Annotated in this window: 17 protein-coding genes; 10 read left to right on the plus strand and 7 right to left on the minus strand. The window is 55.5% G+C overall.

Annotated features, from left to right (window positions below):
- The first annotated feature begins 24 nt into the window (after positions 1 to 24).
- The 6 genes from SH573x_RS03025 to SH573x_RS03050 all read left to right on the plus strand — a co-directional run bounded on the left by SH573x_RS03025 (position 25) and on the right by SH573x_RS03050 (position 9,083).
- The gene (locus SH573x_RS03025; protein ID WP_479352838.1) at positions 25 to 1,680 is read left to right on the plus strand and encodes an aldolase/citrate lyase family protein; all 1,656 of its coding nucleotides are present in this window, start codon (positions 25 to 27) and stop codon (positions 1,678 to 1,680) included.
- The gene (locus SH573x_RS03030; protein ID WP_479352839.1) at positions 1,671 to 2,735 is read left to right on the plus strand and encodes an NAD(P)-dependent oxidoreductase; all 1,065 of its coding nucleotides are present in this window, start codon (positions 1,671 to 1,673) and stop codon (positions 2,733 to 2,735) included. Before SH573x_RS03025 ends, SH573x_RS03030 begins: the two co-directional genes overlap by 10 nt.
- A complete protein-coding gene (locus tag SH573x_RS03035) occupies positions 2,732 to 3,541 on the plus strand; it encodes an SDR family NAD(P)-dependent oxidoreductase (RefSeq protein WP_479352840.1) in 810 nt (269 codons plus the stop codon). Before SH573x_RS03030 ends, SH573x_RS03035 begins: the two co-directional genes overlap by 4 nt.
- Positions 3,538 to 4,374 (plus strand): sugar phosphate isomerase/epimerase family protein, encoded by an 837-nt coding sequence (locus SH573x_RS03040; RefSeq protein ID WP_479352841.1) that lies wholly within the window; start codon positions 3,538 to 3,540, stop codon positions 4,372 to 4,374. The genes SH573x_RS03035 and SH573x_RS03040 overlap by 4 nt, the downstream gene beginning before the upstream one ends.
- Positions 4,375 to 4,422: 48 nt before the next feature.
- Positions 4,423 to 7,665, plus strand: coding sequence for a family 78 glycoside hydrolase catalytic domain (locus tag SH573x_RS03045; protein WP_479352842.1), 3,243 nt, complete (start codon positions 4,423 to 4,425; stop codon positions 7,663 to 7,665).
- A gap of 761 nt (positions 7,666 to 8,426) precedes the next feature.
- Positions 8,427 to 9,083, plus strand: coding sequence for a hypothetical protein (locus SH573x_RS03050; protein WP_479352843.1), 657 nt, complete (start codon positions 8,427 to 8,429; stop codon positions 9,081 to 9,083).
- A gap of 157 nt (positions 9,084 to 9,240) precedes the next feature.
- Here the strand turns inward: SH573x_RS03050 and SH573x_RS03055 are convergent, their stop codons facing one another.
- The 5 genes from SH573x_RS03055 to SH573x_RS03075 form a co-directional block, all read right to left on the minus strand.
- Positions 9,241 to 9,606, minus strand: coding sequence for a hypothetical protein (locus SH573x_RS03055; RefSeq protein ID WP_479352844.1), 366 nt, complete (start codon positions 9,604 to 9,606; stop codon positions 9,241 to 9,243).
- A complete protein-coding gene (locus tag SH573x_RS03060) occupies positions 9,603 to 10,418 on the minus strand; it encodes a class I SAM-dependent methyltransferase (protein WP_479352845.1) in 816 nt (271 codons plus the stop codon). Before SH573x_RS03060 ends, SH573x_RS03055 begins: the two co-directional genes overlap by 4 nt.
- 30 nt (positions 10,419 to 10,448) lie before the next feature.
- Positions 10,449 to 12,062, minus strand: a complete 1,614-nt coding sequence (locus tag SH573x_RS03065; RefSeq protein WP_479352846.1) for a fimbrial biogenesis chaperone — start codon at positions 12,060 to 12,062, stop codon at positions 10,449 to 10,451.
- A 65-nt stretch (positions 12,063 to 12,127) separates the two neighbouring features.
- Positions 12,128 to 13,693: a secretin GspD/PilQ domain-containing protein gene (locus SH573x_RS03070; protein ID WP_479352847.1), complete on the minus strand. Its 1,566-nt coding sequence runs from the start codon at positions 13,691 to 13,693 to the stop codon at positions 12,128 to 12,130.
- Between the two features lie 453 nt (positions 13,694 to 14,146).
- A complete protein-coding gene (locus SH573x_RS03075; RefSeq protein WP_479352848.1) occupies positions 14,147 to 14,665 on the minus strand; it encodes a hypothetical protein in 519 nt (172 codons plus the stop codon).
- Between the two features lie 300 nt (positions 14,666 to 14,965).
- Between SH573x_RS03075 and SH573x_RS03080 the strand changes: the two genes are divergently transcribed.
- Positions 14,966 to 15,880, plus strand: coding sequence for a hypothetical protein (locus SH573x_RS03080; protein ID WP_479352849.1), 915 nt, complete (start codon positions 14,966 to 14,968; stop codon positions 15,878 to 15,880).
- A gap of 86 nt (positions 15,881 to 15,966) precedes the next feature.
- On the opposite strand, the gene SH573x_RS03085 is transcribed toward SH573x_RS03080, so the two are convergent.
- Positions 15,967 to 16,476 carry a Fur family transcriptional regulator gene (locus SH573x_RS03085; protein ID WP_479352850.1) on the minus strand — a complete coding sequence of 170 codons (510 nt, stop codon included), beginning with the start codon at positions 16,474 to 16,476 and terminating at the stop codon, positions 15,967 to 15,969.
- Positions 16,477 to 16,665: 189 nt separating this feature from the next.
- Positions 16,666 to 16,971 carry a flagellar biosynthesis anti-sigma factor FlgM gene (gene flgM, locus SH573x_RS03090; RefSeq protein WP_479352851.1) on the minus strand — a complete coding sequence of 102 codons (306 nt, stop codon included), beginning with the start codon at positions 16,969 to 16,971 and terminating at the stop codon, positions 16,666 to 16,668.
- Positions 16,972 to 18,045: 1,074 nt separating this feature from the next.
- On the opposite strand from flgM, the gene rpmE reads away from it, so the two are divergent.
- The 3 genes from rpmE to SH573x_RS03105 all read left to right on the plus strand — a co-directional run bounded on the left by rpmE (position 18,046) and on the right by SH573x_RS03105 (position 20,632).
- Positions 18,046 to 18,285, plus strand: a complete 240-nt coding sequence (rpmE, locus tag SH573x_RS03095) for a 50S ribosomal protein L31 (RefSeq protein ID WP_479352852.1) — start codon at positions 18,046 to 18,048, stop codon at positions 18,283 to 18,285.
- 251 nt (positions 18,286 to 18,536) lie between these two features.
- A complete protein-coding gene (gene prfA, locus SH573x_RS03100) occupies positions 18,537 to 19,616 on the plus strand; it encodes a peptide chain release factor 1 (protein WP_479352853.1) in 1,080 nt (359 codons plus the stop codon).
- Positions 19,613 to 20,632, plus strand: coding sequence for a N5-glutamine methyltransferase family protein (locus tag SH573x_RS03105; protein WP_479352854.1), 1,020 nt, complete (start codon positions 19,613 to 19,615; stop codon positions 20,630 to 20,632). Before prfA ends, SH573x_RS03105 begins: the two co-directional genes overlap by 4 nt.
- Positions 20,633 to 20,681 lie beyond the last annotated feature (49 nt).

The following is a 20,681-nucleotide window of genomic DNA, read 5'->3' on the forward strand; positions in this document are numbered from 1 at the left end:
ATTCTAGGCGGAGGTCGGGCAAACGTGAAGGTCAGCGCTATTCAAAAGTTGCGCACTAAACTTGCGACCGACCAGCCCGTATTCGGGCTGTGGGTCACGCTCGAGTCGGCCAGCATCACCGAAATGGCCGTCGCTCTGGGACTCGACTGGGTCGTCATCGATGCCGAACATGGCCATCTGGACTGGAAAGAAATCGTTGAACACTTGCGGGCCACCGTGCGGAGTGATACGGTCGCCCTGGTGCGCATCGCGGAACTCAATGGTGGTCTGATCAAGCGCGCGCTGGATATCGGTGCTGATGGAGTGGTGGTTCCATGGATTGAGACGGCCCAGCAGCTCAAACAAGCGATCGCTTATTCTCGGTATCCACTGGAGGGCCTGCGTGGAATTGGGGCCGAGCGTGCCACGTGTTGGGGACAGTGTTTTGTAGAGCACACCGCGGAAGCCAACGAACATGTGTTGGTGGTGCCCATCTTGGAAACGATTCAAGCGGTCAAGCAAGTGCCGCTGATGACGCATGTCGAAGGCAGCGAACTGTTCTTCTTTGGACCAGCCGATTTTTCGTCGACCGCTGGTTCGCGCGGCCAATGGGAAGGGCCGGGCGTGGCCCAGCAAATTCTCAGCATGAAAGATACGCTCCGAGCCGCTGGTAAACACTGTGGCTTGATTGCCACCAGTCATGATAACTTGCGCGAGCGGCAGGCGCAGGGCTTTCGTATGATTGGCCTGGGCATCGATGCGGGCTTGCTCATTCGTTCGCTGCGCGGGGCCTTGGAAGTAGTTGGTCGCGATCGTTCGCTGAACGCTTCTTTGTCGGCTGGTACCACTGGCACTGTTGCCGCGCCGCTTTCTCGGCCTGCGGAATCGATGCGGCCTGATCGACCTGAAGTGATGGCCGCGCCTATAGCACGACCGGCTATCGAACTTGCACCCGGTGTCGCCTTTGATTGCCTGGTGGGCAAACAGAATCAGGCTCGACAATTGACTACGGGCCAGGTCACCTTTCAGCCCGGCGCAGTTTTACCTGCCCACAGTCACACCTTTAGTGAGTCGATTACGCTGCTGAGTGGTTCGGCCAAGATCGAAGTCGAAGGCCGCAGCTATACACTCAATCGGCTTGATAACGTCGTGGTCCCAGCCGGGCTGGTTCATGCGGCGCGCAATACATCGACAATTCTGCCAGCTGTCTTTCATATCGCTTTGGCCAGCGACGATCCGCTGCGCACGCTGTCGAGCAAATTCTTCCCGCGGCGCACGATGCCCAATGAGTCGACTGGCGTGCCTGGAGCAGAACGTGTCAATCGCTTCGTCACTGCCAAGCGTTTTGCGGCGGGTCCCAATACCGAGTTTATCGACTTCTTTAATTCGAACTTGATGCCCGGTATAGAGATGAGCGGCGGGTACGGACTGTTTCATCCTACCGGACGTTTGCCGGCACATGTGCATGATTTCGATGAATCAATCTGTATCATCTCTGGCCAAGCCACCTGCGTCGTCGAAGGTCGCCGGTATCAAATGCAAGATTGCCAAACAGCCTTACAGCCCCGCGGTCGCGTGCATTACTTCATCAATAATACCCAGAGCACCATGGAAATGCTGTGGGTTTATGCGGGGCCAATGCCTGAACGGATCATCGTCGACGAGCGGTGTGCCACGGTGGAAGGGAACCCATGGAAATGAATAACATGCTGCCACAGTTCCGCGTGGCTCTCACTGCCGACTTCTTCGATGCGACTGGGCAGCTGAAGTATCGCGACATCGGACTCGATTTGTTTCAATCACATGCGCACATTCAGTTCGAACGTTTCAAGACTCATCAAGCGGAGATTGCCGCGGAACAACTGGATGGTTATCAAGGTGCGATTGTGCTGTCGCCGCGCGTGACCGCAGCCAGTTTAGCCGCCAGCCAAGATCTGTTGACCATCGTGCGTTTTGGAGTTGGTTTTGATAGTGTCGATGTGGCTGCCTGCACGGCGGCGAATGTCGCTCTATACATCACGGCCGGCGCGGTCGATCACTCAGTGGCGGAAGCCACCGTGGGTTGGATGCTGGCCTTGACGCATCAGATGCGTACCAAAGATGCGCTTGTGCGTAGCGGCGATTGGGATGCGCGGAGTCGATACATGGGCAGCGAGCTGCGCGATCGCACGTTAGGTTTGGTAGGCTTTGGAGGCATTGGTAAAGCAGTTGTGAAAGTCCTGTCGGGCTTCGGCATGCAAACACCACTCGTATTTGATCCATTTCTGTCAGCCGAAGCGATTGCACAGGCTGGCTGTCGATCTGCCTCGCTGGATGAGCTGCTGAGTCAATCGGATTTTGTATCGCTGCACTGTCCCTTGAATGACCAGACTCGCAACTTGATCGCTGCCCCGCAGTTAGCATTGATGAAACCAACCGCGTTTCTAATCAACACGGCTCGTGGAGGTATCATCGAGGAAAATGCCTTGCACGAGGTGCTTGTCCAACGACGCATTGCGGGTGCCGCTCTGGATTGTTTCGTCGGCGAACCGCTGACCGCGCCCAGTCGTTGGTCGGAGCTGGATAATGTGATGTTGGCTCCGCACTCAATAGCGTGGACCGATGAACTCTTTCGCGATATTGGTCGCTGTGCTTGCCAGGCGATGATCGATCTATCCTATCGCCGCGGACCGCGTGGATTGGTCAATCCCGATGTCTTGCATCGCCCTGGCTTTCAGTCGAAATGGCAACGCTTGACTGCTGGAGCTCAATCATGACGGGCCGCCTGTCTGGTCGAACAGCTTGGATCAGTGGAGCTGCCTCTGGCATCGGCGAAGCGGTAGCCAGGCTGTTCGCCAGCGAAGGGGCCAACGTGCTCTTGGCCGATATCCAACTGGAACGCGGCCAGGCAATCACAGCTGAAATACAGGCCACCGGCGGCCAGGCCAGCTTCAGCCACTGCGATGTTAGTCGAGAAAGCGACATCGAGAATTCGATTCAGCAAGCGGTCGATCGGTTTGGTGGTTTGCACACGCTCGTTAACTGCGCGGGGATCGTGCATATCGGCACACTTGACGACTATGCGGTGACCGATTGGGATCAGTTGATGGCTGTGAACTTGCGGAGTATCTACTTATCCGTTCGGTTCGCCCTGCCGCATTTGCGCCGCGCTGGTCGTAGTTATGTCGTGAACCTCGGGTCGATCAGCAGTTTTGTCGGCCAGGCATCAACGCCTGCGTACACTGCTTCCAAATATGCTGTGTTAGGACTTAGTCGTTCGATCGCGCTGGATCATGCAGTCGATGGCCTACGTTGCAACTGCATCTGTCCCGGCATTACGGATACGCCCATGTTGCGGCACCACATGAGTCCTAACTTTCAACAAAACTTGTCCGATCGCTTGCATCGCGTACCGATGGGCAGAGCCCTGGCATCGAGCGAAGTGGCTCGGGCTGCGTTGTATTTCGCTTGCGAAGACTCAGCCGGTATCACCGGGACTTCGTTGGTGATCGATGGTGGTTACCTGGCTGCGGCCGAATGGAATCGGAGTGACGTTATCCTGCCTGGAGATGATCAGCGATGAGCACTTTCAAACTAGCTTGCGCAGATTTTACCTTTCCACTTCTGACGCATGAGCAATCGCTGAAGCTGATTGCCTTGCTTGGATTCAAGGGCGTCGACATTGGCCTGTTCGAAGGTCGTTCGCACCGGTGGCCCTCGCAGGAGTTTGCTGATATCCAGGCATCAGCGCGTCGACTGCGTCAGCAGGCAGAAGATCTAGGTCTGAAGATTGCCGATGTCTTTCTGCAGATGGCGCCTGATTTTAGACCTCTGGCCATCAATCATCCTGAAAGTAAACCGCGTGCCCAGGCCCGCCAGTGGTTTCAATGCACGCTTGATTATGCGCTGGCGTGTGGATGTCAGCATGTCACTGCGCTGCCTGGCGTGCATTTCGAAACAGAGACCTACGAGGACTCGTTCCGGCGGAGCACGGATGAACTGGCGTGGCGTGTAGAAGCTGCCAGGTCGCAGGGCATCGTCTTTGGTACTGAACCGCACGTCGGTTCAATCGCTGACAATCCAGCAGCGGCCGAGCGATTGGTGCAGGCCACGCCCGGCCTGACCTTGACACTCGATTACACGCACTTCATTCGCGCGGGACTACTCGATTCCGTCGTTGAACCTCTGTTACCTTATGCCAGTCATTTTCATGTGCGTGGCGCAGCCCCAGGACGATTGCAAGTTTCTTTCGCCCGCAACACGATCGATTACTCCCGCATTGCGCGCTTGCTGCAAGAACAACACTATGTCGGTTGGGTGGGTATCGAATACATCTGGATCGATTGGGAACAGTGCAATGAATGCGATAATGTTTCTGAAACCGTTCAGTTTCGCGATCTGTTTGCAACCGTTTAGTCTCCCTTTCCAATTCCAAACGAAACCCCTACCGGAAAAGAGCCTCTCATGTTGATGCGTGTCGTTGGAATGATGGTGGTGTTGACGATTACCTGTGGCAGTCAGTCGATTGCATATTCACAGTCCAACAAGTCTGGCCAACTGAAGGTCGGGGGCCTGACGTGCGAGCACTTGCACGAGCCGCTGGGTATTGATGTCCGGCAGCCGCGTTTGAGTTGGAAGCTGATCGCTACTAGTCCGGAGCTGCGCGACCTCAAACAAACAGCTTATCGCATCCTGGTAGCCAGCCGACCAGAACTGCTGAGCGAGCAACGTGGTGATCTATGGGACTCAGGTAAAGTGGCTGGCGATCAGTCGATCTTGGTCAAGTATGCGGGCAAAGCCTTGAACTCGTATGCGCGATGTTGGTGGTCGGTTCAAGTTTGGGATGGCCAACAACAAGCATCTGCTTGGAGCCAGCCTGCGCTCTGGACGATGGGTGTATTGAAAGCCGAGGATTGGCAAGGTGCCCAGTGGATCGGTTTGGACGAAGCGGGCGACGATGGCATCTCGACTGCGGACATCAAGTCGGCCAATTGGTTGTGGTACCCGGAAGGCAACGCGACCCATGATGCACCGGTGGCCACGCGATACTTTCGCCGCACAGTCACTCTGCCAGCGGATCGCCAGGTCAAGCGCGCCATCGCCTTCTTCGCGGGCGACGACATGTGCGTGTTTTATGTCAATGGAGCCCAAGTTGGTGTAGGCCACGGCCATCCCGGCTTGGTGGGCGTCGACATCGCACCGCATCTGCAGACAGGAGATAATGAGTTGGCAGCGGCGGCGACTAACGCGCGGGCGGATGTGCCTAATAATCCTGGCGGTTGGATCAGTGCGGTGCGCATTGAGCTGGATAGTGGCGAACCGATCGTGCTCTACTCAGACAAGAATTGGCTATGCAGTAAGGAACGATTTAATGGCTGGGAAACAGCCACGTTAGATAAATCGGCTTGGGTCGCGGCTCAAGAACTTGGCCAAGCGGGTATCGCCCCCTGGGGTATGCCGTGGCGCGAGCAGTGGCACAGCGAACATCGCCGACTTCCGGCTCGATATCTGCGTCGAGAGTTTCAGCTCAAGCCAGATGCAATCGAATTTGCCACAGCCCATGTGTGTGGGTTGGGATTCTTCGATCTGCATGTCAATGGTCAGCGCATTGGCGATCAGTTGATGGCACCGGCGCTAACCGGCTACGATCAACGAGCGATGGTGGTTACCATGGATGTAACCGAGAAATTAAAATCTGGGGCCAATACGTTGGGTGTGGTGCTCAGTAACGCGCGGTTCTTTGCACCACGCTCGCAAGTGCCGATGCCGATGGTCAGCTACGGTTACCCCAAGCTGTTGATGCAACTGCACGTGCAATACAAAGATGGGTCAGTGCAAACGGTTATCAGCGATGACGCTTGGAAACTGACGACAGAAGGTCCTGTTCGCGCCAGCAGTGAGTTCGATGGCGAGGAATACGATGCACGCCGCGAGATGCCTGGCTGGGATACCGCGAACTTTCAAGGTGCCCAAGCTGATCAAAGCCAGTGGCAGCCGGCCCGTGTAGTTTCCGCGCCCGGCGGGCGACTGGAATCGCAACTAGTCGAACCCATTCGCGTGATCAAGCAGCTCAAGCCGATCAAATTAGTTGAAGCGAAGCCTGGAATATGGATGGCCGATTTTGGTCAAGCCTTTTATGGAGTGGTGCAACTTCGCGTGCGAGGAGTTGCGGGCACGCGTGTGTCGATGCGCACCAGTTTCAATGTTAAGGCCGATGGGCTGCTGAACTCGATCAACGACCGCAGCGCGCTGAATACCGATATCTATACGCTGGCTGGACGCGAGGCCGAAGAGGTATGGCATCCGCGATTTCGTGGCAATGCAACGCGCTGGGTTCAAGTCGAGGGTTTTCCGGGCCAACCTACGCTCGAGAGTTTTACAGGCCTGGTAACTCACACCGATCATGCCGAAGTCGGACAGTTCGAATGTTCTAATGAACTGGTCAATCACGTGTATCGCAATGGTGTGTGGGGCACGCGGATGCAGAATCGTAGCGTGCCGATGGAACCGGATCGTGATGAACGCATGCCGTGGTCCGGCCATCCGGCCAAGACGAGCGAAAGCGAAGGCTGGGTCTTCAATGTGGCCCGCTTTTATGCGCACTTTCTGCACAATTATCGCGTGCACCAGGCCGCAGATGGCAGCTTGCAAGAGATCTTGCCTCCATACTGGCAATTCAATAGTCGCGATATCATTTGGCCAAGTGTGGCCACGATCATTCCCGATTGGTATTACAACTTCTATGGCGATGATCAACCGCTGCGCGACAACTATGAGATGATGAAGAAGTTTGTCGATTATCATCGGCAGACGAATCTGAAAGCCGATGGTACGCTCGATCATTGCACTTATGGTGATTGGGTGGATACGGCGTCTATCGGCGGTAACGATCGCAACTTTGGGGCGACGTCGCGTCCGCTGATGGGGACAGCGTACTTCTATCACAACTGTCGCATCGTTGAGCGGACGGCTCGACTGCTGGGCAAGTCAGAAGATGCAAGCACGTACGGAGCGCTAGCTGATCGAGTCAAGCAGGCGTTCAATCAGCGTTTCTTTGATGCTAAGACCGCCCGTTACGAAAGCGGCACGCAATGCTCGTACGTTCTGCCATTGGCGTTTGGTCTGGTGCCCGACGAACAACGTGCGCAGGTCATCGACAATCTGATTGACGATATTAAGAACAAGCACCAAGGGCATACGTCGGTTGGCTTGATTGGCATGCAGTGGTTGATGCAGACGCTGACTGAGATAGGTCACGCGGACGTCGCTTACCAAATTGCGACCCGCACAGAGCGACCGAGTTGGGGATACATGATTAGCCGAGGTGCGACCACGAGCTGGGAGCGTTGGGATAGCGATTCGCAGGACGGCGGCATGAACGGTGAAAGCCAGAAGATTCTCTCGGGCAACTTCGAAGCTTGGTGTTACCAAGCTTTGGCGGGTATCAACTACGATCCTCAGCAACCGGGATTCAAACACATTGTCTTGCGACCTCAAGTGGTGGGTGACCTCAAGTGGGCGCGGGCCACACACGAGAGCCCCTATGGCGCGATCAAGAGCGACTGGAAGCTCGTCGATGGCCAATTCACTTGGAGCATATCGATTCCTCCCAACACCACCGCCACGGTCCACGTCCCTGGCACCGCACCTCAAGAGCTTGGCTCTGGCCAATACGAGTTGAAGGCCCAGCTGCTTCGCACCCGCTAGCCAATTTCTCGACCGACCGCGTGCCCGGGAGGGCGAAGGTCCTCCTGAGCCCAACACCGCTTTGAAGTACGGACAAAGTCTCGGGCGGAGGACGTAGAGCGGCTGTCCCCAGCCGCTCAGCACCTGGCAAGTCGCATGCCTGTCACGCGTGCCCGGGAGGGCGAAGGTCCTCCTGAGCCAACACCGCCGTGAAGCACGGACAAAGTCTCGGGGGAGGACGTAGAGCGGCTGTCCCCAGCCGCTCAGCACCTGGCAAGTCGCATGCCTGTCACGAGTGCCCGGGAGGGCGAAGGTCCTCCTGAGCCCAACACCGCCGTGAAGCACGGACAAAGTCTCGGGGGAGGATGTAGAGCGGCTGTCCCCAGCCGCTCAGCACCCGGCAAGTCGCATGCCCGTCACGAGTGACCGGGAGGGCGAAGGTCCTCCTGAGCCCAACATCGCTCCGAACAATGGACAAAGTCTCGGGGACTCTCGCGGCTTGCAGCATCCAACGCGTATGCTTCCATCACCACTTCTCCCCCGAGCCTATGTCCGTTGTTCATAACGGTGTTGGGCTCAGCAGGAGCATTCGCCCTCCCTGATACTCGCACGTGCAAAAAAAATGGCGGTTGACCCTTGACACGTCCCTATCATAAAGGTGTGGGATTTTGCATCTCGCCTCAGGACCAAGCAGCGCGCGGCTAAGTCTTCAAGCGAAGTGTGGGACTACCACCCAGTTGATGGTATGTACGTTTCAATGCTTCGAAAAAAGGAATGTCAAAATGAGTCGCATCACATTGGTTTGTGCACTGGCTTTGGTCGCGATCTGTTCACCAGCCTGCGCTCAAAAGAGCGGTTCAAGTTCGGCCAGCAGTTCGAAAAACAAAGCAGCCAAGGACGAGAGTAAGTCTGAAAAAACTTCTGCTCAGGTAGAAGAGAAAGCAAAGACTGCGGTCGCAGACGAGGAAAAATCTACCGCAGATTCAAGTACTGAGCCAGTTGCCAAGGTAGTGAAGACTACCAACCGCAGCTCGCTTTCGCCCGAGCAAGACAAGAAGATCAAGTCGCTGACCAAGCAAATGATCAAGAGCTTTGCTAAGGCCGAGCTGACCAGCGAACAGCAGCTGCAAGCCGATGACGTGCTGGGAAAAGCGGCTAAAGAATTCATCGTCAAACGCAACAAAGCGGAGATCGATCAAGAGCTGGAAAAGAAACGGTCTGCAGGACTGAAAGAGGCTCGGGCAATGGGCAAAAGTGTCAACGAGCAAGGCGCTGAGGCGTTTGCGATCGCTGGCTTCACCGACGATCAGATTAAAGTCTTCAAGGCCACTCAAGCCTCGCTGAACAAAGCCAAACGCGAATTTGGTAAGACCTTATCCGAAGATCAAATCGCCAAGTTGCCTAAGCAATTGCAAGCGATCATCAGTAATACCAAGTAAGGCAGTTACGCAATGGTCAGCTGTTAACAATTGAATTGCCGAGACTTTAGGGTGGCGCTGGAGATGCTGCGCATAGACAACGCCACTCAACATTCTTGACGCCCTAGTTTTCCAAGGCTTAAGTGCGGGACGATGTCATCGCATTGAGAGGTGGATTCTACTGCGTCGACATGAATTGCAGAACCAGCGGAAAGAGCATCGCGATGATCAGCAGCCAAGCCGTGACCCATACCCATAGCTTGATGCGTGGCCGTGGACGTTGATCGACTTGATCAGCAAATTCTTCGGCCAGGTAATTATCGTAATCGAAGTCGTCGGAATTATCGTAGCCACCATGTTCCAGCGACATGTGTTCGGTTAAGTCGTCATCCCGCCGCGGCGGTCGGCTGCTGGAAATCTGCTTGGACTGGTTCGATGATAGCGGGGTACGTCGAACGCAATGACAATGGTGACACTCAGTCGCCGTAGTCAATATACGTTTGCCACAATTGGGGCAATCCATGAATTCCAATTGTTTGCTCATGAGTCATTCCTGCACACAACCAGACGCGAAACTCCTCCTAATCGTACCACGCCCTGAACGTCGCGTCGCCTCCGGCAAGCTTCCACTAGGTCTTGCTCCCACGACTGTTGAATGACTGGAGATAGATCCTTTAGCAGTCGATTCAGGCCAAAGCAACGACACCAGTCGATCAGCTCTTGATCGTTCTTGGCCTCCATAACTTCGACATACTGCTCTTCCATCAGCTCGATCTTCCAACCAGCGGACTGGAAATCTTGTTCGATTTGCGCCACGTTAGCAAAGCGAAAGGTACCGGGATCGGTCACAGATGGCGCTGCCATCGACACATGCTTGTCGAGTAGACCTCGCGGCAGAGTGAAATAGTCGACACGATGCGGTTCCGCCCACAGAGCCGCGATCAAGCGCGCATTGGGTCGGCACACGTGCCGAGCTGCGCGCAGCGCTGCCACTGGGTCGTCCATGTACATCAGTCCCCATCGAGCCAAGACAGCATCAAAGGTTATCGAGGGAAGGCCGGCAAGGGATTCGGCGTTGGCGGCCAGCAGTTCGAGATTGACTACACCTTCGGCGGCCGCTCGCTGACTAGCCATGTCGAGCATGGTGGGAGCGATATCGATACCCACGACTCGTCCACTGGGAGCAACCAGATGGCAAGCTGGTATGGCCGGCTCCCCACGACCGGTGGCCAGGTCCAGGACATTCATGCCGGGCTGCAGTTGAGCCAATTGCAGCATGCGAGTAGTTAGCGGCGCACTAAGCCGCGCTTCGTCGGCATCGTACCTTTGCCAGATTTGTTCCACACTGAGATTCAAGGTCCGCGCCTCGATCGCCTCAGGTTGAACTCAGCGACGCGGCTGCGCCACATCGCTAACGACGAACTGCTGCATTTTAATAATTGGGTTCTGGCCATTTTGCAGCTCGGAGATCAGTCGATAGTTGCCAGGTGGTAACGGGTTATCGGGGCGGAATTCCAAATCGAGTTCTTGGCCAGGCATAATCCAGCGATTAAAGCCAGCTGGGATGCGCATGCGTTGACCCGTCTCGGATTCAATCGTCAACTGTGCATCCAGCACAGCATGGTACGGACCATTATTGACCACTTTGGCGCGAAAGCAATCGTAGCGATCATTCGAGACCCAGCGCAGCGATTGCAGATCGAGATTGGGCGCCGGTGTGGCGGAGAAGTGCAGGGCGATGGGCATGCGGCCGGTCTCGCTGAAGTCGCGATTGCCGGATTTGTTTTTGACGATTATGTGTCCGTATTCAATTGGTTCAGTGGCGTTTACTTTGCCGCGCATTTGAATCGATATCTTGCGTTTGCTGTGCGGAGCCAGTGTAAAGGTATCGGGCTGGATGATAACACCCGGCATGGTGGTACCGCGCGTGGTTTCGGCCTGCAACTGAATCTCGCGAGGATGGTCGCTGACGTTCGAGAACTCCATCGTGATGCGACGCTGGCCGCCTCGCAGTTGCGACATCTCCAAGTAAACCGGGGCTGTGTAAAGGTCTTCGCCCGTGCGGCTGAGCAGTGCCTGCTGAGCCGGAAAATCTTCTGAGTCCGCAGTGACCGTGAAGCTCCGCTGCTTGACGACGCGGCCATGCATCAGCAAGTCGACTTCCATCTGATACTGGCCGGTGAGGATCGGCTCGTTGACGATCTCTTCCATGCGCACGGCGCTCTTGGGCAACACGCGCCCAAGATAGCGATCTTCAGTTTCCATCGACGCGCGGACCGGCATCGTCATCCGCACCGGTTTGAGCAACAGGCCGCGATTGCTTTTCAAACGCGACTTAATTTCGTATTCGAAGGCCGTATCGCTGGGATTGCGAATGATGACGCTCAACTTGGGCAATCCCCGCGAGGTCGTCAATTTACCATCTTCGATCGACAAGTCGGCCACGTTGTCACCACGTGCGCCTTCGACTTCTAAGTCTACGCGCAGAACGTACTGGGTAATGAACTGGATGCCGGCATTTGTTAGTGGTTTGCCGTTGGAATCAACCTTCGGAGGTGGAGCTGGAGCGTTGCCGATATCTCGCACCAACACACCGAATGAGTAAAAACTAGCATCGCCTTGCGGTACGCGGACAATACCTTGAATGCTCAAAGGTATGTTGCGTTGTAGTTTCGAGCGTCCAGGATTGAGCAACTGGATATTGCCATTGATCTGCGTAGCCTGATCATGCACGACCTGGCCCGTAATTTCTTGGCGCAGATCGACTAAGGCGACATCGACTTCGGTGTCTTTGTTGGTGGCTTCGACTTTGAATTCAAAACGCAGGACATCGCCGCGGCGACCATTGACGCGTTGGACGAGAGGTTCAATTTGAAAGGTGGGCTCAAACGACTCCCGAATCGTAAAGCCTTTGGGTTGCTGAGCGCGAGCAAGAGAGCCGAATGTCAGGACTATCACCAGACCGAGGGCAAATTGTGCAGCGAAGTTGATGGCTCGCATATGGAAGAACGTCCATGTAGTTTGAAGTTGTTTCGAGCCTTCAATCGGAGCATCGCGGCATTGGATCAGGGCATCGCCGGTGGGGCTGGCAATTGCAGGACGCTCGGAGTCGGTGAGGCTAGAGGCACGATGCGTGGTGAAATGAAGATAGCGACTTCTACATCTCTTTCTTGTTTCTCGACAGAGCGAAACAGCGCGCCGGCCACAGGAATACTGCCCAAGTAGGGCACGCGGTTAACCTTGTCGACGGTTTGACGTTGAACCAGGCCGCCGATGACGATGGTTTGACCGTCGTGCACATCGACTTTGGTGGAGACCTGGCGACGATTGATGACCGGGAATGTCGTACTGGTCGTTTCCGTCGAGGCAAGCTCGTTGGTGCGAATGTCTTCGCTGACTTCGGCTTTCTCGATTTCCATGGCTACCAGATCGCCGCGTACATGAGGCGTAATAATCAAGGTGATACCGGCTTCCACTTTTTGGAAGTTATTATTGAAGAACAGTTGGTTGTTGTTGGGTTGAACGGTAAAGAAGGATTCGCGTGCAATCGAGATGGTGGCTTTCTCGCCGTCTTTGGCTGTCACGCGTGGGGCCGCACGAATGGTTACATAACCTTGTTGGCTCAGTAGTCGAACGAAGGCTGAGGTGACAGCGAAGTCGGCAAAGGCATTGTTGGTGCCGGCGGAACTAGCGTTGCCAGAGAAGGCCAGACCGCTCATGCCGAGTTTCAGTTGATCGACTCCGCCGATGTTGACGACATGGTTCCAATCCATGCCGAAGCGGAAATTGCTTTCGGGTGAAGTGACGCATACGATCGCTTCCAGCACGACTTGATGGATAGGTTGATCGAGCTCTTGCAAGCGGGCCGCCAGATCTTGGCCGATCAATTCAGGCGCATCGATGATGATCAAGTTGCGTTCATTGGAGACTTGATAAAATTCTTTGTAGCGGCTGGGTAAAAGTTCAACCAGCTTGGTGGCCGGATGATTGACGGGAATATATTGGAAGCGCCGCGAGATGTAGCTATACAAAGGTGAACGGGGATCGGGAGGAGCCACCATATAGGCGCCTTCGCGATAGACCCATATGTAGCCTTGTGGTAGCAGGATCTGAGTGAGAGCTTCTTCGATGGTGACGTTGTTCAACTGCGCGGATGTCACGCCACCGATTTGGTCATCGACGATGATTCGCAGTCCGGTGGCGGTCGCCAAGATCTGAATGGCTTCTCGGATATCGGTTTCTTCGAAGACTTCATTGATCCGCGGAGCATCTTGATAGGGACGCATGCCAGGCTGATACACAACGGGGTCTGCATTGACGCGTCCCAACATGGGCGCTGGGTAGCTCATGGCGAGAGGTTGAGGAGCCGGAGGCACGTTCGCGACCTTGACCGGTTCGGCCTCGTTGGTCACCAATTGCTCATCGGAGGCGGGCATGATCATGCCCTTAGTACCCATATCTACTGCGGGAGCTGCTGCGACTTGGACTTGAGTATTGGTCGACGCCAAGGCTTCGGCATACAGGTCAGCCACGTCTTTGCGAGCTATGCGTGAAGAGTCCGCGCAGCCGCCCAGGCAGCTCCAAAGAGCCACCAAGCAGGTCATCCGGCTGAGTAGAAATCGTGTATGCAAGGCAGACGTTCTTGAGGGGCAACGAACATCACAATCCAACGCAGTCCAGATAGAGTGCTGTTGGCGAAAATACGCCAATCTTATAGGAGCATCGTCAACGCACCGCAACATGAATTCTGCAACTAAGCCGAGGGCGTTAGTTAGCCTCGGTTGCGTCACCTCTCCAAGGCTTCGCCTTGGGGAGGTCGAATCGAGGCTTTGCGAGATTCGGGAGGGGTCTTAGCCTGTGTGCAGGTGGTTAACACCGCAACGGTCTCGTGTAGCGCTGTGCCTCCTCCCGCAGACTTCGGCTGAACGCCTCGTCTGCGACCTCCCCCGCGGCGCGGGGGAGGTGACTAAGCCGCAGGTAAATGCACAACGATCGGAGTCGCTGAGGGGGAGCGACTCCGATCGATGTTGCATGAGGCTGCACCGCTTACAGCAGGGGCGGCGGATGGTGCAGCCAGCGTGAAGTTAGTTGGCTGAGACGGTACCGACGACGGTCAAGTTGTAATTGCCGGCGGCAAACGTTCCGTACTCACCAGTCACAAAGGTGACCGTCAAGTCGAAGTTGGCGCGACCGACACCGTTGCTCGAGGCCGCCACGACTGCGGCATTGTCGGCCGAGCCGATGTTGGTGGCGTCAGTGGCCGTGGTCACGGTCCAGAGAGCTGGACCTTGGGAACCGGCCAGTTCGAGATTTAGCTGCGCATCGCGACGCATGCTGTTGTTAGTGTCGTGAACAAACGGGCTGTTCGTGCCGAAGGTAACTGCAACCCCGTTGGTCACATTACCCTTGACTGTCCAGCGTTGTTTGCTGAACGTCTGGTTGTTGTCTGTTTGATCGTGGGTCAGGATTTGACTGCCTGGGGCCACAATCGCAAGACTGGAAGGGACGACAACTCGGAAACCTTGAGTTGCAGTTTGTGCTTGCGCACAGCTAGCCGAGACTACGCTCAGGGCAATAGCAACGAAGAGTCCACGAATCTTCATTTGGGAGGGGCTCCAAACAGAGATCTTGAGAAAGGGGCACAGATTGGGGCATGGTGGAAGCCGTCAGGGAACCGCTTCCAACACAAACCTAGGTCGAAAAACTCGGGTGTGCTCATACCCAACAATAAATATTTCGATTTTGATCGCCTCAAAAAATCCCGTTTGGCAACTCTGGGTTCCTGTTAGGTTGACTTTGAGGACGAAATTTTGTGCTCTTGCACCCGGCCTTCAAAGAGGTTTCAATATTACCTTAGTTCCCCAGCCCCCTTAGCTGTCAACTGTCGCCACGAAGGGATTCGTATGCACTCGCCGTCCCGAACGGTCTGCGTCGTTTTTGTCTGTTTGGCTATCTTGCCTAGACTAACGCATGCGGATCTGGTAATTGATCCCCTGACGGGCTCAACCGCCTTGCTGAATCAGCCGCTGTATGTTGCCAACAGTCAATTAGTCGACGACCAAATTTTCAGTTCGAGTTTTGGTTCGTTGCCCGGCGGGTTCAAGTACTTTGGAACCGATCTAGGTTCGTTGTCCATCAGTGCTAATGGCAATTTGACTAACCTAGTTGGGGCCGACACGTTCTTTACTGAGTCGTTTGCCCAAGGGCATGCCACGCTGCGCATTGCACCCTTGTGGGATGATTATTTGTTTGTTGATCCGGCGCTGGCGCCCGGTCAGCCGCTCAATCAAATCTACGAGAAAGTTACTAGCGACTATTATTCCGTAACCTGGCATAACGTCCGGTTGCATTTGGAAACGACGCCACCGGCCATGTTCCCTTATAGCTTAATGTCGACGCAAATCGTCATGTTCGCTGCTCAAACCACGGTTCGGGGGTTTCAGTTTCAGCCCAATGACATCGCGTTTGGTTACATCAGCCAGACGGGTTCGACCGGCACGTATTCTTCAGTTTTGGAAGCGGAGACGGGTTTGAATCTGTCGTCCGGTGTCTATAGCCGTTTAGCATTAGCTGATGCACAGCTGATCGATGATAGCCTGGCTTCGGCCATCTTGCCTTGGCAGCCCAATAGTGCGTTGTTGTTTCGGCCAGTCACCGACGGAGGCGGAAACTTCCTGAGCTACAACGTCAGCACGATCTCGTTTTCAGCGGTTCCCGAACCAATGTCGCTCAGTTGGTGCCTGGTGGCTGGAGGGTTGGCTGCCCGGCGCTGGCTGCGTGGGCGTAAGAGACAGCGTACCCGTCTGGTGATCGGTTAAGTCACTTGGGATGCCCCTGGCAGTTGGCTTCCGTGGTGGGTTTGGGGCAGCTATCGTTAGAGCCTTTCGCGGCGCGAAAGGAGGCGCTAGACCAAGTCTTGCTTGCGGCGAGTTCTGGAGGCGCTACGGTTACAGGCTTCGCAGATGCCTTGGATGATTAAGCGATGCGAACGAACGCGAAAACGGTACTCTTTGGCAACTTCTTCGCGCAGTTGCAACAGCTGATCACTTTGAAACTCGATCAAGTTATGGCATTTGACGCAGTACAAGTGATCGTGCTGCGGATAGCCGTAATCATGTTCGTAAACGCTGCGCCCGTTCAGTTCAAAACTTCGCAGTAGTCCGGCATCGACGAATTCTTTCAAAGTGCGATAGACAGTCGGTCGGCTGACGTGATTGGTTTGGCCCTTGCGCGGCAATTGCTCGATCAACTGATCGGCATCAAAGTGTTCATGGCGACTGAAGACTTGCTCGACTAAGAAACGACGTTGGTCTGTATTGCGCAGACCGCGGCTCTGAAGATACTCTTCAAAGCGATCCAGCGGTGATTGCGAGACGCTGACAGCATCAAACTGAAGGGCGTTGTTTTGGCTCACCCGTTATCAAACCTGCAAAGGCATCAAGGAGTTTGGGCAACATGCTCCGCGGCCGAACCCGCCAGGGGTTGCGACCTCCTTTATTATTACCACAAGCCGTCGCGTTAGCGAGGGATGCATTGGCTGTCTCAGGCTGTGATGACGAAATCCGAGGGCTTTACGCTTGGGGCGACGGAGTCTACGCCGCTCTTAGGCAAAAGCGTCCAAGAAACTATCGACGGCTCCGGAAACGCGCTCGGGGCTGTCATAGTTGCCTTCGGCAATGGCTTGCCGCAACGCATTGACTTTATCCCAACGGATGCTTTCGGCCGAATCGGGCTGGCTGGCGGCTTGAGTTTGGCTGAGTGCCTGGGCTTCGGCGGACAAATCAAGTTGATCGGCCGGCAGGGTCGATTGTGGCTCGGCTGTCTGGTTGGCACGACCGCTAGCGGAGCCGCGGTTGGTACCTGAAAGACTCTGCGCAGCTTGCGCACTGCTCAAACCATTAATTTGCATGGAACTAACTCCCCTGCGAATGCATTAAATGCGGAAACCAAGTTGTGGACAGCTATGGAACGCTAAGGGCGGGTAACCAGCAGACCGGCTCCGCACCCATTGGGCAAAATTCAGAAGTACGTCGCATTCCATGTCGGGAAAGAGCGCTGTCCATGACCGCAGAGGGTTGACTTCGCGAACGCTTCTAGAAGCAAACGTGGTTATCGTCGCCACGCTGGCCACCAGTCCTGTCCATCTCGCCGATTTCCGATTGTATGCAACACACCGAGGCTGCCAGGCGCACAAACTTGAGCGTTTAGCTCGCCAACCTCGCTGAATCCGTTCGTCGTTTCAGACTCCTGTCGATTCCAACTGACGCCATATTATACGCCGCGTCCAGCCTGCGAGGCCAGGGCAATTTGCTGTCGCAATCAGCAATCTATTGAACGTGCGTCTTCAAATCCCGGGGTCTGTCCGGACAGACCCGTGGTTTGAAGATGGACCGAAGCGGAGGTCCTTCCCCGCGAGATTGTCGGTGCTCGCTAATGAGGTGAAGCAGACGCGGGTTCGAGATGGGGGACAAATCTGCGGTCGGAAGATGCATGCTTCCCGGGTGCCGAGCGGCTGGGGACAGCCGCTCTACAGCGCGGGGTCTGTCCCCAGTCTTGGAGTGATTGCTAGCAATTCGAATGCATGCGGGGACAGACCTAGGGTCCGAAGAGGCATGCTTCCCGGGTGCTGAGCGGCTGGGGACAGCCGCTCTACGGCGCGGGGTCTGTCCCCAGTCTTGGAGTGATTGCTAGCAATGTGGATGCCTGCGGGGACAGACCTGGGGTCGGAAGATGCATGCTTCCCGGGTGCCGAGCGGCTGGGGACAGCCGCTCTACAGCGCGGGGTCTGTCCCCAGTCTTGGAGTAATTGCTAGCAAATGCGGATGTTTGGGGGACAGACGGGCTGTGTGAAAACGGGAAGCGTAGGGCACCGATTTGGCCTTGAGGACCTGGGCGGCCGTAGGTACATTGAGGGATTCTGCCAAGAGAGCATCGCGGCACTACCGCCAGACAACCAGTTCGTGCAAAGCAAAGACAAAACGCCATGAAAGACGGCACCCACCCAAATTACCATCAAACCAAGGTCACCTGCGGCTGCGGCAACTCGTTCGTCACTGGCAGCACCCGCAAGGAATTGAAGGTCGACATTTGCTCGGCTTGCCATCCTTTCTATACGGGCAAGCTGAAATACGTCGACACTGCCGGCCGGATTGAGAAGTTCCAGTCGAAGTTTGCGGCCGGTAGCTACGCCAGCTTGCAAAGCAGCAAAGGGAAAAAGAAGTAGCTTAGCTCGCCTGCAACCCATCACGCGGTACGCATAATCGGGCTCGCCACAGGGCGTCCCTTATGCGTACCTTCTGTTTCATTTGTTCACGCAGGCTATGCGACTCGGCACTTTTTCCCAAGCCCTGAGTACGCATTTTCTTCAATGTAGCTAACGATAGCTGGCGTAGCTGCGTTGGGGTACTCTTTGACCAATTCCCAATCGAATGTTAGCAGCGACGCTCCTGAACGTTGCTGAATCGGGGTCCAATCATGAATGTCCGAGAAGAGTTAGAGAGCAAACTCAAGCGCTACGAAGAGCTCGAGCAGCTCATGTCGCAGCCAGAGATCATGGATCAATCTCATAAGATGGCCGCCTGTGCTCGCGAACACGGTACTTTGGCTAAGATGGCCCACAAATATCGCCATTACAAAAAGCTGAGCGACGATATTCGCGATTTGGCTGCCATGGCCGAAAGTCCGGATGCTGACGAACGAGCCATGGCGCAGGAAGAGCTGCCAAATCTGCGGGCCGAACGTGAAAATCTGTGGAACGAACTTTTGGAAATGACCATCGGCGGCGAAGACGCCACCCGCGCCCGTTGCGTTATGGAAATTCGAGCTGGTACCGGTGGTGAAGAGGCCGCGTTGTTTGCTCGTGACTTGTACGAAATGTACAAACACAATGCCGAAGTCAAAGGCTGGAAAGTTGAAATCATGGATGCCAGCCCTTCAGAGCGTGGGGGCTTCAAAGAAATCATCCTCGGCTTCGATGGCGAAGGCGTCTTCCGCGAATTGCAATTCGAAAGCGGCGGTCACCGCGTCCAACGCGTGCCGGAAACTGAAACACAAGGTCGTATCCACACCTCGGCCGCTACAGTTGCCGTGCTGGCCGAGCCTGAAGACGTCGAAATCGATCTCAAACCCGAAGACTATCGCATCGATAAATTCTGTGCCTCAGGTCCCGGTGGTCAGCACGTCAACAAGACTGAATCCGCCATCCGCTTGACGCACTACGAATCAGGTATCGTGGTCCAGTGTCAGGATGAAAAGAGCCAGCACAAGAACCTCAACAAAGCCATCCGCGTTCTCAAAAGCCGCCTCTATGATCACAAACGTCAAGAAGAAGCCAAGAGACGCTCAGATACTCGCAAGACGCTCACCGGTTCAGGTGATCGCAGTGAACGGATTCGCACCTATAATTTCCGCGAGAATCGTGTGACCGACCATCGCATCGGTCTGACTCTATATAAACTGGACAGCATTATCGCCGGCAATTTACAGCCCGTCACGACGGCACTGCTGGAATACGAACGCGATCAGATACGTGGTGATGACACGGAGGAATCATGAGTACCGCAGAAGCGTGGACCGTAGGACGGCTGCTGACGTGGACTGCCGACTATTTAAAGAAGTATGGCTCGACTTCGCCGAGACTAGATGCCGAAGTCTTGTTGGCCGAAGCACGTGGTTGTAGCCGCATCGATCTCTACACAGCCTTCGCCGAAGAACCGCCCGAAGAGGTGCGAGCTTCGTTCAAAGAAATGGTGCGCCGTCGGGCTGAAGGTACTCCAGTTGCCTACCTGGTCGGCCGCAAAGAGTTCTATTCACTCGCCTTCGAAGTCAATCCAGATGTGCTGATCCCTCGACCGGAAACCGAGCACCTGGTGGTCGAAGCCATCGATCGTGCCAAACAGCTGACCGGCCAAGCGCCGCAGCTAGCTCCCGAGGCCGCCAATTCTCAATCTGCATCGCCTGCCTCTGCTTCTGCAGCACCAGCTACCGACGCAGCCGCAGAACAAACCGACGCTGAGCGACAGCCCGAGCAGTGGCGACCCAAGCCAGTTAAGTCTTACGCCGGGCTCACAATCGCCGATGTCGGTACTGGCAGCGGCAGCATTGCCGTTTCGCTTGCCAAGTCCCTGTCCGGTGCGACGATCTTTGCCCTGGATACGTCAAAGAGCGCGCTGGCCTTGGCAGCACGTAATGTCGAAACCCACGGCCTGTCCAAACAAATCACGCTGCTGGAAAGCGATCTACTCTCTGCCGTGGCCGATAAAACGTTCGACATCGTCGTTAGCAATCCGCCATACATCAGCGAAGCTGAGTACGATGCCTTGCCCGTAAACGTCAAGAATTTTGAACCCAAGTCCGCCTTGGTCAGCGGACCCGAAGGAACCGAGGTGATTGTTCGCTTGCTCGAGCAAAGCGTGCTCCGCGTGCGCAGCGGTGGTTGGCTGCTGATGGAAATCTCGCCTATGATTGCCGAGCGCGTCGTCCAGTTAATCGATCGCACCGCGTGGAGCCAACCGACCATTCACAAAGACCTGGCCGGCCTGGCTCGCATCGTAGCCACACGCCGACTTTAAATATGATCCGCCAGTCGGCTAACCGCGGCTAACGCCGTCGGTTTAGTTA

The organism is Rania fehmarnensis (assembly GCF_056494185.1).

Bases quoted from the DNA above. Each gene is read 5' to 3' on its own strand.
- SH573x_RS03075 (WP_479352848.1), bottom strand. From the start codon at position 14,665: ATGAAGATTCGTGGACTCTTCGTTGCTATTGCCCTGAGCGTAGTCTCG.
- SH573x_RS03030 (WP_479352839.1), top strand. From the start codon at position 1,671: ATGGAAATGAATAACATGCTGCCACAGTTCCGCGTGGCTCTCACTGCC.
- SH573x_RS03045 (WP_479352842.1), top strand. From the start codon at position 4,423: ATGTTGATGCGTGTCGTTGGAATGATGGTGGTGTTGACGATTACCTGT.
- SH573x_RS03080 (WP_479352849.1), top strand. From the start codon at position 14,966: ATGCACTCGCCGTCCCGAACGGTCTGCGTCGTTTTTGTCTGTTTGGCT.
- SH573x_RS03105 (WP_479352854.1), top strand. From the start codon at position 19,613: ATGAGTACCGCAGAAGCGTGGACCGTAGGACGGCTGCTGACGTGGACT.
- SH573x_RS03055 (WP_479352844.1), bottom strand. From the start codon at position 9,606: ATGAGCAAACAATTGGAATTCATGGATTGCCCCAATTGTGGCAAACGT.
- SH573x_RS03040 (WP_479352841.1), top strand. From the start codon at position 3,538: ATGAGCACTTTCAAACTAGCTTGCGCAGATTTTACCTTTCCACTTCTG.
- SH573x_RS03035 (WP_479352840.1), top strand. From the start codon at position 2,732: ATGACGGGCCGCCTGTCTGGTCGAACAGCTTGGATCAGTGGAGCTGCC.
- SH573x_RS03065 (WP_479352846.1), bottom strand. From the start codon at position 12,062: ATGCGAGCCATCAACTTCGCTGCACAATTTGCCCTCGGTCTGGTGATA.
- prfA (WP_479352853.1), top strand. From the start codon at position 18,537: ATGAATGTCCGAGAAGAGTTAGAGAGCAAACTCAAGCGCTACGAAGAG.
- rpmE (WP_479352852.1), top strand. From the start codon at position 18,046: ATGAAAGACGGCACCCACCCAAATTACCATCAAACCAAGGTCACCTGC.
- flgM (WP_479352851.1), bottom strand. From the start codon at position 16,971: ATGCAAATTAATGGTTTGAGCAGTGCGCAAGCTGCGCAGAGTCTTTCA.
- SH573x_RS03050 (WP_479352843.1), top strand. From the start codon at position 8,427: ATGAGTCGCATCACATTGGTTTGTGCACTGGCTTTGGTCGCGATCTGT.